This window comes from Alkalicoccus halolimnae (assembly GCF_008014775.2).
GTDB lineage: Bacteria > Bacillota > Bacilli > Bacillales > Salisediminibacteriaceae > Alkalicoccus > Alkalicoccus halolimnae.
In genome coordinates, this window is record NZ_CP144914.1 from 2364284 (window position 1) to 2377829 (window position 13546).

The 13546-nt window shown below is 44.8% G+C and carries 10 protein-coding genes; 3 read left to right on the top strand and 7 right to left on the bottom strand.

Translation table 11 applies throughout. The features are described 5' to 3' along the window. Window positions 1-146 precede the first annotated feature (146 nt). The 3 genes from FTX54_RS10850 (at window position 147) to FTX54_RS10860 (ending at window position 1050) form a co-directional block, all read left to right on the top strand. Window positions 147-566: a universal stress protein gene (locus tag FTX54_RS10850; RefSeq protein WP_147804675.1), complete on the top strand. Its 420-nt coding sequence runs from the start codon at window positions 147-149 to the stop codon at window positions 564-566. A 66-nt stretch (window positions 567-632) separates the two neighbouring features. Continuing rightward, window positions 633-863, top strand: a complete 231-nt coding sequence (locus FTX54_RS10855) for a hypothetical protein (protein WP_147804676.1) — start codon at window positions 633-635, stop codon at window positions 861-863. Between the two features lies 1 nt (window position 864). Continuing rightward, window positions 865-1050: a hypothetical protein gene (locus tag FTX54_RS10860; protein ID WP_147804677.1), complete on the top strand. Its 186-nt coding sequence runs from the start codon at window positions 865-867 to the stop codon at window positions 1048-1050. A 47-nt stretch (window positions 1051-1097) separates the two neighbouring features. Here the strand turns inward: FTX54_RS10860 and FTX54_RS10865 are convergent, their stop codons facing one another. The 7 genes from FTX54_RS10865 to FTX54_RS10895 form a co-directional block, all read right to left on the bottom strand. Further along, window positions 1098-1520, bottom strand: coding sequence for an acyl-CoA thioesterase (locus FTX54_RS10865; protein WP_147804678.1), 423 nt, complete (start codon window positions 1518-1520; stop codon window positions 1098-1100). A gap of 338 nt (window positions 1521-1858) precedes the next feature. Then, window positions 1859-2242: a PaaI family thioesterase gene (locus FTX54_RS10870; protein WP_147804679.1), complete on the bottom strand. Its 384-nt coding sequence runs from the start codon at window positions 2240-2242 to the stop codon at window positions 1859-1861. 259 nt (window positions 2243-2501) lie between these two features. Further along, entirely contained in the window at window positions 2502-3896 is a 1395-nt protein-coding gene (locus FTX54_RS10875; protein WP_147804680.1) for an LVIVD repeat-containing protein, read from the bottom strand. Window positions 3897-4640: 744 nt separating this feature from the next. Beyond that, window positions 4641-8090, bottom strand: a complete 3450-nt coding sequence (gene pyc, locus FTX54_RS10880) for a pyruvate carboxylase (RefSeq protein WP_147804681.1) — start codon at window positions 8088-8090, stop codon at window positions 4641-4643. A 415-nt stretch (window positions 8091-8505) separates the two neighbouring features. Next, window positions 8506-9639, bottom strand: coding sequence for an NAD(P)/FAD-dependent oxidoreductase (locus FTX54_RS10885; protein WP_147804682.1), 1134 nt, complete (start codon window positions 9637-9639; stop codon window positions 8506-8508). A gap of 281 nt (window positions 9640-9920) precedes the next feature. Next, on the bottom strand, window positions 9921-10085 hold the full coding sequence (locus FTX54_RS10890; protein ID WP_187254627.1) for a hypothetical protein: 165 nt from the start codon (window positions 10083-10085) through the stop codon (window positions 9921-9923). Between the two features lie 45 nt (window positions 10086-10130). Beyond that, window positions 10131-13274, bottom strand: a complete 3144-nt coding sequence (locus FTX54_RS10895) for a hypothetical protein (protein ID WP_147804683.1) — start codon at window positions 13272-13274, stop codon at window positions 10131-10133. Between the last annotated feature and the right edge of the window lie 272 nt (window positions 13275-13546).

Sequence of the window (13546 nt, forward strand, 5' to 3'; positions counted from 1 at the left end):
CTGGACAAGGTACTAATGAATGTTTAAAAAGCAGCAAAAGACAGTACTTTGGATCTTTTTAAATTTTTCTGGAGAAAACCAACACCTAAAAAAGCTCCGCTTATCAATAAAGCCTTGCCAAGGTTTATAGAGGAGGTTTTTTTGGGATGCTCTCAAATATTCTCTTAGCCACAGATGGGTCTCCTCATTCCCATCTTGCTGCTGATAAAGCGATAGAAATCGCCGCTCTAACAAAAAGCGTCTGTGTCGATATTCTTTATGTAGTGGATGAAAACAAGTCCAAATCAGACGTTCTTCAGCACGGAGATTCGAAATCGACACTGGAAAAACGGGAAACGATGCTTGGAGTATTTAAAGAAAAATTTAAAAAAGCGGGGATTTTTTCGAAGATTACTATTTTACACGGACCACCTGCTGAGACGATTATTAAGTATGCCAATAACAACAACTTTGACTGTCTGATACTTGGCAGCCGCGGCAGGAGCAGGGTCCAGACGATGGTGCTCGGCAGTGTGAGTCATAAAGTAATGAAATATGTAAAGGCGCCTATACTATTAGTAAAATAACGGAAAAGGAGTCAGGTAAGTGGTCTGACTCCTTTTCCGTGTGCGGACATCAAAGGAGTAATATAAATGGAAATTATTTTTAAGAAATCTACATCTTCAGAGGATCAGGAAACGATCCGCCAGCTTTCTGGATTTTACGGGGGCATCGCCGCCTTTAAAACACCGTACAAACTGGTTCTCACTCCAAAACGGGATTTTGCAGAAAAGCAGCTGATGGACACCCTTCAATCCCAGAACTTCCTTATTGAAAAAGTAGTAAAAAGCGAATATTTAAATCTGCCTGTAAAGGGGGAATAGCATGAATTTTGTTAAACCGTTATTATGGATTAATCTGATCGGCAGCACCGGGGCGCTGCTCGTATACTTTTTCACCTTTCAAACGATTAACTACAGGGAAGATTACCTCATGCTTGTCGGTTTGTTTGTTGGAGTAAGTGCATTGGGGCTGCTGCTGCTGAAAAATGACGAAGAGAAGGAAGAGTAACCGCCCTTCCCTTCTTCCTGTCAGCAACCATATTTCCTTCAAGTAAATTATCCTCTTAGTTCCGGTACATTCTCCGGTCCTTCCTGATGTAAAGCCAGTTCCGATGCTGCCGGTTCGGAAATAGGCACGGTCTTTCTTTCAGCAAAGTCATACCCCGCCAGCACAGCTTTCCCTCTAGCTGTCCATCTCCCTTCGTCATCCTGAATAGCATGCTCCACAGTAAAACTGGATGTGCCGACCCGGCTGATCCATGTATAAACGGATACTTTCTGCGCGTAATTCATCTCATTGACAAAATCACACTGGGTGGACGCCACGATCAAATTCCATGCATCGATATCCAATGCAGGATTAAATAGTTTAAAGATGTCTTTCCGTGCTTCCTCAAAATAAGTAAAATAAGCTGTATTATTTACATGCCCCATTGAATCGCAATCATTAAAACGGACAGTTACATTATATTCATACATACGCTGCGCCTCCATTTTTAATATTTAAAACTCTTCTTAAGCCGTCATTCCCTCAAAATCTCCAAAGAGAAATCGTCAAAAGTTCTCTTTGGACAATCTAACATTCATAACGATATCTTTTCTGGATCTATTAACGTTCATTGTCGTTAATGGAAAACTCCACTTCAACTCCGCCGTGGAGATGCTCTCCGGGATAAGTGCTGTCTGAAAATCATTTCGTCTGACAGAGGTTAAATTAGTTGATTTCAAGACCCGCGGAGAGCGTTCAAAAGAGCACATAAATCAGTGACTAATAAAGTGGATTCGTATGGATCGGTTTTAGACAGCGAATCTCCGCTTCACTCCCGGTTCGCCAGGATACCGGTTACTTTTGCCACAAGTTCCTCCGCGCTGTTATAAATATAGCAATCCGTATGATTCAACGTTCTCCCTTTTTTCACTAAATAAGCATCCCCGATGAGATAGTCCCCTCTCGCCCCTTTCATAAAAGTCGTTTTAAGATCAACGGTTACTACCGACTGCTGACCATTCTCGTCCAATTCAAAAAGGTTGCACATAGCAATGTCTGCCAGCGAGCAGATGATACCCCCGTGAAATACGCCCGCACTGTTTATGAAAAGCGGCTGAACTGGAACAGTTACTTTTATATGTTCAGCGGTGACTCTTTCGTATGTACAGTTTAAAAATTCATCAAATGGATTGTCCATAAATTTCGGGTTCATGTTCAGCCTCCTTTTGACCATTGTACTATTTGTTAACGAATGAAGTTGTGTTAAAGAGGCTGCAGCAGGCACTCCAAAAACAAAACAGAGCTTTAACAGAGCCTTTTCATAAAAGAATACCGTCACGACAAAGTAGTCATGACGGTACTGAGAATTTCTAATAATACTGTCCGGGATCTTCCTGGATAGAGGCTTTAACGACAGTTTTCAGGAACATACTGCCGGCACAGGTATTATTCAGCAGCTTCCTTATGAAAATCTAGTTTTCCTTTTTCCCGCTGCTGCTGCTATTGTTTTTCAGAAGAACTTTCAGCCCCTGTCCCATATCGGAAGCCAGGATGTAGTTCCGGTCTACGAATACGCCCCAAACATTTGACTCATCCGGCGTATACCGGCTGATTTCCTTTGGATTGGAAGGATCTGTGATGTCTACTGAAATCACTCCTCCTGAATAATAGGAAAGATAAAGTGTATTGCCGCGTACTTTCGGGTCATGTACAGTGTTGGCAAACGTGTTACCGATAAAATCATACGTTAAGTCGGTTGTAAACTCGCTGAGGAGCTCCGGGTTCGATTTATCGGAAATATCAAAGATGCGGGTGTAGCCGTAGGCATCTTCATATCCTTCTCCGTGCGGATTATTAACTTCCCTGGTTTCAATCAGTATGTTGCCGCCTCTTGCAAGTGCAGCAGAGTGGGCAGCACCTTTTTGATCATCGGCAAAATCTGTACGGCCTACGTACTGCGGATCTTCCGGATTACGAATGTCAAAAATGACCGTGCCGAGATCCCACATAGAAACGTAGGCGTACTGGCCGTTGTTATCCGTAATTACGCTGTGATTGAACACAGGACGTGTTTTTCCATCCGGGGAATCCCAGTGATAACCGTTGAAGTCTTCTGCCACTTCCTCGAGGTTACGAGGGTCAAATTCCCAAAGCTTTTCCGGGTTCGCAGGATCGCTTACGTCCACTACCTGAAAATCTTTTTCTGCCCCGCCTGTATAGTAGTCAGCGTATGGGTTGGAAAGAAGCATCAATGCTCTGTTCCCCTGCGTTGTAAGATACAGCTCGTGTGTGCCGGTAATTCTTGTATCCAGCTCATAAAAGCCGAGCCGCTCCGGGTTGTATGGATCACTTACGTCATAGAGAAGCGCTCCACCTGTCGTATCTGCATTGTTTCTATTTGTCTGCTGAAGGCTGACAACCGCCAGATCTCCTTTAAATTCTGGAGTATTGACACTTTTCACAATAACTTTTTCCTGCCATGTCTGTGGGATATCTTCTGCAATTTGCCCGATTTCCTGTGGATTTTCCGGATCCTTCAGGTCAAATATTCTCACACCGCCGTTTGCCCCGTTAGCCGTATGAGTGCCGAGATAGGCAAATCCTTTATGAGCATAAACATCAGCCGTATTGTTCTGGACGCCGTCTACTTCCTTAATCTGCTCTGATGCCGCTTCATGGAGAAACTTCAGATTCTTGTTTCCATTTATCTCTGCCTCTCCAAGCTCTTCGAGTGCCTCATCATTAAATAGAAGTCCGGAGTTTTTGGATCCTTCCTGCATAGCATCATGTGCAAAACCTGATGGTGCCACAGCAGTTAATACAAGGCTTCCAGCCAATGCAGATGCTAAAAAAGTTTTTTTCTTCAAATAAAAACGCCTCCCTATGTATTTTTATGTTAATATTTCCTTTTTAAAGTATATCTTATAGTGAATTCCTTCGCTACACTAAATTTTGATAATTCTAAATAATATTTAAGGAAGGGGGTTTATGTGCTTACATTTTACAATCAATATCTGTCGAAAAATGTAAAATAACAATGAATACTTTAATTAAGTGCAGTAAAATTAATATAATGTACCTAATACTTTCATTTTCATCCCGTTTTGTCTTCTGAAAGTACAAGCTTTTATAAAACGGACAGCTGTTATATTAACTAAGAAAACAGGACCCGCATCTCTCCCGTTTGAACACCAAAGAATGCTCATACGGTTCCCCTGATCCCGGCGATTAGAAGTTTTTAACTCCCGATGGTTGCCGGAGAGGCGTATGAGCTCTCGCAATTATATAGATATATAAATTAAACGTAATATTTATATTGATAGAATGGTTGACCTCGAAAGCAGTCTTCCCTATCGAAAGAAAAAAGAGTGTTATGCTTTTTAACGGCAGAACGTTCTTGCCGGAAGAACGGAAAAGAAGGACAGGCCGCGGCAGAGCCCATGTGGCGCCTCCGGGGCGATCAAGGACGAGCTGAAGATCCATTCCGTCCGACCAAAGAGAGGACGGAATTAGCTGAAGCCGGCCCGCCCGGAAAGCGTCCCCATGGAAACGAAAGCGGCTGGTTAAAGAAGCGGAACCTAATTATTAAGTTCAATATATATAGAAATCCTTTACTCTTCCATTTCAATAAGCAGATCTCCTGTTTCAATCGTATCCTTGCTTTCTGTGTAAAGCTTTTTAACCGAGCCGTCAAAAGGAGCCTGTACGGTAGTCTCCATTTTCATCGCTTCCGTTATCATCAGATGGTCGCCTTTTTTCACCTTCTCACCATCCACTACCAGAGTTTTGATGACAGTTCCGGGCATGGAAGCACCGATATGATTAGGATTTTTCTTGTCGGCTTTCGGTCTTTCGGTGACAACAGCCGCTGCCTCATTGTCTTTAATATTCACTTCCCGGGGCTGTCCGTTCAGCTCAAAGTAGACGATCCGTGTACCGTTATCCTGAGGCTTGGAAATAGAAATAAGTTTAACGATCAGCGTCTTTCCCTGTTCAATTTCCACTTCTATTTCTTCTCCGAGCCGGAGTCCATAAAAGAACGTCGGTGTATCAAGCACACTTACCTCGCCGAACTGCTGTCTGAAGCGTTCAAATTCCATGTAGACGCCTGGATAGAGTGCGTAGGAAAGCAGGTCGTGGCTCGTAATCTGCCTGTCGACTTCTTTATACAGCTCCTCCTGCAGACTTCGAAAATCAACATCTTCCATATTCTCTCCCGGCCTGTTCGTTATCGCTTCCCGGCCTTTGAGAATAACGGCCTGCAGCTTTTTCGGAAATCCCTGATACGGCTGACCGAGATACCCCTGGAAAAACTCGACGACGGAATCCGGGAAATCAAGGCTGTTCCCTTTCTGCATGACATCTTCTTCTGTCAGCTCATTCTGCACCATATAAAGCGCCATATCTCCGACGACTTTGGAGGATGGGGTTACTTTGACGACGTCCCCAAACATGTCGTTCACCCTCCGGTACATTTTTTTCACATCGTTCCAGCGTCCTCCAAGTCCTACTGCCTTCGCCTGCTGCTGCAGGTTGCTGTATTGCCCGCCCGGCATTTCGTGCTCATAAACTTCCGTATGAGGTGCGTTCATACCGCTCTCAAATCCCTGATAGAATTTCCTCGTGTAATCCCAGTATTCGTTTATTTCCTCCAATGCTGTTATATCTATATCCGGCTGTCTTTCGCTGCCTTTGAGTGCATAATAGAGGCTGTTCAGACTCGGCTGCGAAGTCAATCCGGCCATGGAACTGATCGCACAGTCAACAATATCGACACCGGCTTCGATTGCGCGGGCATACGTAAAGATGCCGTTCCCGCTCGTATCGTGCGTATGAAGGTGGACAGGAATAGACACCGTGTTTTTCAGCTCTGTGATGAGCTGATAGGCCGCTTCCGGTTTTAAAAGTCCGGCCATATCCTTGATGCCTAAGATGTGAGCTCCGGATGCTTCAAGGGATTGGGCCATCTTCCTGTAGTAAGCAAGGTCATACTTCGTTCGGTTTTTATCGAGAATATCTCCCGTGTAGCAGATGGAAGCTTCGGCCACTTTTTTCTGACTGCGTACTTCATGAATCGCTGACTCCATCCCAGGCAGCCAGTTGAGCGAGTCAAATATCCGGAAGACGTCCACACCAGCAGAGGCACTTTTTTCAACAAATTCTTTAATGACGTTATCCGGATAGTTTTTGTACCCTACAGCATTGGAAGCCCGGAGAAGCATCTGCAGTAAAATATTCGGCATTTTTTCCCTCAGCAGAAGCAGCCGGTCCCACGGATCTTCATGCAGAAAGCGCATCGACACATCAAACGTGGCTCCTCCCCACATTTCCGACGAAAACAAATTCGGCAGCATCTGGGCAGTCGGTCCGGCAATTTTGCGTAGATCATGAGTCCGCACCCTGGTAGCGAGCAGGGACTGATGGGCATCCCGGAACGTCGTGTCAGTAAGAAGCACCTGCTTCTGATCGTTCACCCAGGAAACCAGCCCCTCCGGTCCGTGTTCGTCCAGAATCTGTTTCGTTCCCCGAAGCGGCGGAACCGTTTTTCGTATGACCGGTACCGGCGGAGTTTCAACGACCGGTTTTTTCATTTTTTCAAGACCCGGGTAGCCGTTGACAATCGTTTCCCCGATGAAAGTAAGCATTTTCGTACCGCGGTCTTTTCGTTTCGGGAAAACAAAAAGCTCCGGACTGCTGTCGATAAAGGAAGTGTTATAATCTCCGCTTAAAAAATCCTTGTGCTGAACCAGATTTTCCAGAAAAGGAATGTTCGTAATAATGCCGCGTATCCGGAACTCCCGCAGGTTGCGGAGCATCTTGGCGGCTGCTCCTTCAAATGTCAGCGACCAGGTCGAAACTTTCACGAGCAGGGAATCGTAGTGCGGGGAAATAACGGCTCCCTGAAATCCATTGCCGGCATCGAGCCGCACGCCGAATCCTCCGCTCGATCGGTAGGCCATGATTTTTCCTGTATCCGGCATAAATCCATTTGCCGGATCTTCTGTCGTCACCCGGGATTGAATCGCATAGCCGAACGTTTTTATCTCTTCCTGCTGCGGGATGTTCAGCTGGTCCCCGTGAATCGATTTGCCGTCGGCTATAAAGAGCTGAGCCTGAACGATATCGAAACCTGTAATCATTTCGGTAACGGTATGTTCGACCTGAATCCGCGGATTCACTTCAATGAAGAAAAATTCTCCGTGGGGATCTACGAGAAATTCAACCGTGCCGGCATTTACGTAGCCGATGTTTTTACTGAGCTTTACTGCCGCTTCACAGATCGCTTCGCGCAGTTCTTCCGTTAAAGAAACACTCGGAGCGATTTCCACTACCTTCTGATGCCGCCTCTGCACAGAGCAGTCCCTTTCGTAAAGATGCACGACGTTTCCATGCGTGTCCCCAAGGATCTGTACTTCTATATGTTTTGGACTTTCCACGAACTTCTCGAGATACACTTCATCGTTTCCAAAAGCTGATTTTGCTTCAGACTTCGCCCGGTCATAGGATTCCGAAAGAGATGCCGGATCTTTAACTATACGCATTCCCCTTCCACCGCCTCCGAGGGAAGCTTTTATAATAAACGGGTAGCCGTACACTTCTGCAAATTCCTCGACTTCTTTGAGGCTGTCCACAGGCCCTTCGCTCCCCGGAATAACAGGAAGACCCGCCTCGAGTGCTGTTGCACGGGCTCTCACTTTATCCCCGAACATATTTAAATGCTTGATTTCCGGCCCGATGAAAATAATCCCTTCTTCTTTGCATCGCTTCGCAAATCCTAGATTTTCGGATAAAAAACCGTACCCGGGATGAATCGCGTCAATATCATTTTCTTTTGCGACAGCGATAATTCCCTCAATATCGAGGTAGGCATCAATCGGTTTTTTTCCTTCCCCGACCAGATAGGCTTCGTCCGCTTTATAGCGGTGGAAGGCCCCCGTATCCTCTTTGGAATAAATAGCAACGGTACGGATATGCAGTTCGGTACAGGCTCTGAAAATACGAATCGCTATTTCTCCGCGGTTTGCGACTAACACCTTTTTTATGTTTTGAATTCCACTCATACGTAACTCCCTTTCCTGAATAAAAAAGATTGATGGAGCAAAAACGGCGTTAGAAGCCGGGGAATGACTGCTGCAGGCTGTAGATCGTAGTTTCTATGTTTGGTTGAAGCCGATTTCCCTGAATTGTGTCATGTTGATAATATATCATTATTTAACAGGAAAATTAGCAATAATCAAAATTCTTTCTGCGAAGATTTTTCCTGAACGTTCAAGCGCCTTAAATAGAAAATCAGGAAAGAAGCAAGAAAAAATCCCACCCGCCAGCCGGGAAGGATTTAAAAACAGATTTTGTTTAAGTTAATTCCTGATTTAAGGAGAAGCGTATCTGCGGCTCTATTCTTCTTCAGCTCCGCGAAAAGCCTTACCGGTGAGCAGAAGAATGATCACGCAGTCTCTTTCAACCAGATAAGTTTTATTATTCAGTATCATACAAATAAACATTTCCCTTTTTCTGCAGCGGCTCCTGAGGAATGATTATTTCTTCAACGACGTATTTGGCAATGGCCGGGGACGAAGTAACTCCGGGTGAATCAATACCGGCTACGTGGATAAACGACGGATATTCTTTTGAAGCCCGGATATAAAAATCGTCCTGATTGATCGACGAACGGACGCCGCTGTATTCGCGGTAGACTTTGTCAAAAGGCACGTTTTTGGCTAAGCTCGCTATTTCACTTCGTATTTCCTGAGCCCCCTCTTCGGTGAGCGGGGTATCGTCAACTGATTCCTGATACGTGCTCGTCGGTCCCAGCCTTGTTGTTCCGTCCGGCTGGGGAATAATCAGGATCCCCTTTCCCTTTTTACTCGGAAGCGGATAAATAATATGACGCATGAAGTTTTTTTCCGAAGCATCGAGCACCATATATTCTCCACGGTGCGGCCGCATCCGGTAAGGGGGATCCTCTTCAATCATCCGGGCGATCGTTTCGTTATGCGCCCCGGCTGCGTTCAATACATACCGGCTTTGATAGCTTTTACCCGATTCCGTTTTGACTGTAAAAACATCGTCTGCAAATTCAATGGATCTTACTTTTTCCCCGGTTACAATTTCTGCACCGTTCTTAACAGCATTAGCAGCAATCTTTTTCGTTAAAACGGACGTATCGGCACTCATTCCGGAGGGCATTTCCAGTCCCGCAGCGATCTCATCATTTAAATTAGGTTCTTTTGCGAGGAGCTCCTCTTTTGATAAATAACGAACTTCGTCTATGCCTCTTTCCCGGGCGGCTTTTTCTATTTCCAAAAGGGTTTCGATTTCCGCTTCATTTTTTGCGATTAAAAAAGCTCCACCTTTATTAACCGGAACATCAAACTTAGCAGCAACCGTCTGATAAATTTCGTTGCCCTGCCTGGCGAGACGTGATTTGAGTTCTCCTTTTTCCGGGGGGATCATAGCGGGCGGATGGACAAGCGCACTGTTATGCGTCGTCTGCACCTGAGACAAGTCACTTTCTTTTTCGAGGAGGAGCGTCTTTCCCTCATAATGTGAGAGCTCTCTCGCAATAAAAGTGCCGACAACTCCTCCGCCGATAATCAGGAAATCATACACCTACACCATCTCCTTATTATAGATTAGATTCTATACATACCGCTTCTGAGAAAGCCGCAGATGGATTCCGGATCAAAAAGAGTCATGCAGCCGCCTCTGTTCGGGGGAAGGAAACGTTCCAGGCTCTCTATCCACTGAGGCTCCCCGGAAATCACGGTTATTATTAATGCTAACTATAAAGAGTTGGGAAGATGCGGACAACAATTGTGCCTTCAAATACGAGAAAAACATCTGTAAACCCGGTATGAAAGAACTATTTTCGTGTAGTTATATTCTCTTTCTTAAACCTGACTTCCTTTTTCCGGGTTTTTCCCTTCCTTTTCTTCATGCTGCTTTGAAAATAGAGTATAAATGTGATGAACGTGCGCTTTCGTTTCCATGAGGACACTTTCCGGGTGCCACGGCCTCAGGTGATCCCATATGAAGTTTTCTGCTTCTATCGACACCTGACTTTACCATCGCTTTTCGTAAAATACAGCGGGCATTGACGGCTATTCGAGAGTTACTTCCATCTCAGCTACAAGACCATTCCGCACATCTTCTGCCTCTTCTCCTTTCAGTGCACGGCTGTTTATGACTTTTTCCTGAGATGATTTATAAATAAGACGGTAGGAAACTGGCAGAACGTGATTTACACCGTAGGTATTTTTCCGCGACGAGTTAAGATACGTCACTTTACAATTACCAAGAAGAACAAAGGAGAGCTTATTGTCTTCTGTAAACATCCATTCCGGAAGCTTTGGTGAAAGCTGGAACGATAAATCCCCCTTTTTTATAGAGAAAATCTTTCTTCCCGCCATCATATGGATCCACATATCCAAAAACTCTACGGTGGAACCACTGAGCCTGGAAACAAATCCACGGCCGTGCAGAGCAGGATCGGGATTAGCTGAGCTTGCAATAAAGGAGGAATTCTCAAGCGTACTCCTTCCGTACGTCTCCGGATTCAGAAAAGGAATAAGAGCGTGCCGGACATCGGCATAAAATTCTTCTGTTAAATCTGCCTTCAGGACTTCCAGCAGATATTTATATTCCATATGGAGAAAGACAGATTCATTCTCCAGCCAGCCCGGAGTGAAAGACCTGGCCCGGCCGATTTCCATCGGTTCAGCGTCAATCGGCATAGATGTTTTATACATGCCAAGCTTTTTGTCGTAAACAGCAGAATTTTTCACCTGTTCATACAGAGCTTTTGCCTCTTCTTTTCCGGATACATTTTTCATGGCTTTAACAATGCCTTCAAGAAAAGGAGTCACCGCTGTCGGCTTCCATATTTTTTGTCCAGAAGTCGTTTCTTCCGTGTTATCCACTTCAAAATAAAAGTAAGTCGGAGGAAGCACACCGTAATTCTGGATCGATTCACGGCCTTGATCTATTCTTTTTTTCATCGCGTGCAGCAGCCTGAGTACATCTTCTTCTTTCAGCGTTGTTTGCCTTCCTGAGACCCCATGCCGGACAGTTTCCCGGTATTTTTCCCGCAATGCTGCTGTTTTATCCCAGTAGGAATAAGCAGATTTCTCATCTTCGGGATCGAATTTCTCCATCATCTCCAAAAGCTGCAGGAGAAAAGTGCCTGATTCTTCGGGAAGAGCCACCTTCTGAGACTGATGCTTCTCAAGTAGAGTGGTCAGCCGCGCAAGTTCCTGCATTTCCGGTGTGCTGGACCCGATCATACCCGGGAGACCGTTTAAGGAGTCATTCCATCCGGGTTTTCCAGCTTCCATTTCGATTCCCAGTCCATAAGGAGCAAGCGTACTGACTTTCACTCCTGCGAGGAGGAGAAGTTTGGAATATAAATTTGCTGTCACAATTTCTCCTTCCCCATATTTTCCCCGCACCCATTGGCCGGATCCGGTATTTTCACTCTCCAGCACCGCATCATACTGTCTCCATTTATCTGCTTTTTTTGTAATTTTTTTATGCCGCGGCTGTACAAACGCCGGACTGTTGAAGAAAGCATAAGGCGTCTGGAAAAAGAATTCTTCTTCTTTATCCGGATAAATCGATAAAAAAGCTTCGATTAAATCCAGATTATATGTCCAGTGGTCAATCCAGTAACCTTCTCCAAACCGTGCCTGATAAACGTTTCTCGAAGAAGTCATAATCGCTGATAATAACTCTTTAAAGGGAGTAAAGAGAGGAATAGCCTCATCTTCAATATAATGCTTAATTTCTCCAGGAGTGTAGGAATTTTTCAAAAAGTGTTTTAACCTTTCATTAAATTCCGGCGCTGCAAATTGATGAAAAGGAAACGTTTCCGGATCATCCATTTCAAAACGCACCCCTTCCACGAGCAGCGGGTTGTATCCATCAAGCTGAATGAGGTTCATAAACTGCTGGACATTTGCATCATATATTTTCGGCTCAAAAAATACATCCCAGCGTCTGTTTTGATTAATGTCCCGGTAGTTACCGTTTCCCTGAGAGTAATACGTCGGGCTGATGGAAAAAAAGTTGTAGTCTCTCTCCAGATCGCCGTGTTTGCGGGAGTATAAGTAATAAACCTTCTTCTTATCTCCGTGCTCAAAAACTTCCGGAAATCCTCCCCGCAGGCCGTTGTCTAAATAACACTGCCTCGTATACGCATCAAAAAGCGGTTCGGCTGTGGATGTATTTACTTTTTTCAGTAAATCCGCTGTTATTCTTTCAGCAAGTTTCTCTTTTTTCTCCATGTATTCTTTTGACAACGGTTTGCTGAAAAATCTCTTTACTTCATTTATATCCTCCGCGTATCCTACTGCTGAAAAAAGTTCCACTTTTTCTCCCGGCTCAATAACACCTTCCCAAGCCGCAAATCCGCTGGAAACTTTGTTTGTGAAGGATGAAGGCTGTTTTTTCAGCTCGGATAAACCTGAGCGGATAAACGCTTCCGGTACCTGCATAGAAGTATCGGATCCAAATATTAAGTTTTTATCTAAAAGAAGTTCCAGCTGCTCATCCTTCCCTTTCTGAGAGAGAAAGCTCGTAAAATAGTTTCCTTCCCGGATTTCCTTTACTTCCGCTGTATCCTCCATGCTTCCTCTCAAAGTATAAAAAGAAAGAAACGGGACAGGAAATCTGACATCAAACCAGCTTTTCAGCGTATTTCCCAGTTCTTTATAAGCTGAATTGTTTATCCCTGCCGGAAGCACGGCAGGCATCCCGTCCAGCATTTCCATTGTCTTCGGTTTATCAGAAATATTTGTAAATGTAACGTGCCGGACGAGTCCGCTGATTGGTTCTTCAGGCAGAATAAAATAGGTGACATCCATCCGGATTCCGGCATGGCTGTTTATGTATTCCAGTTTTAATTTATTTTCGCTGATCACCATGTTTTCTTCTATATCGTCTTCAGTTATGGCAGATGTGCGGAATGGTTCAAGAAACACATTACCTCTTTCCTCATGCAGTTTTATAAACGTACGGAAGCCGTTTGTTTCTACAAGCTGAAGGGATTTATCCGCAGGCAGAAATTCCATCATAGCATGGTTTTTATCTTCAATACCGAAGCTTGCAATTCCCTGGCCCCGATTCACATAAAAAGCCCACATCGGTATGCCGTTTTCCCCTGCCAGACCAGGAAGAAAACTGGAAAATGTCTTCTTTGAGCGGTAGTTTGTCATTTTATATTCTTTGTCTTTCGTTAATTTGTACATGGGACCCTCCGTTTTAATTAATAGCTACCTTGAAAATAAACTAGTTAAGTGATGAACGTGCGCTTTCGTTTCCATGGGGACGCTTTCCGGGCGGGCCGGCCTCAGCTAATTCCGTCCTTCCTTCCGTCGGGCCGAATGGATCTTCGGCTCGTCCTTATTCGCCTCGGAGTCGCCCCATGGGCTCTGCAGCGGCCTGTTTTCCATTTCTGTTCTTCCTGAAGGTATGGTCTGCCTTTAAATAAAATAAAAACAGGGAATATAACATTCACCTG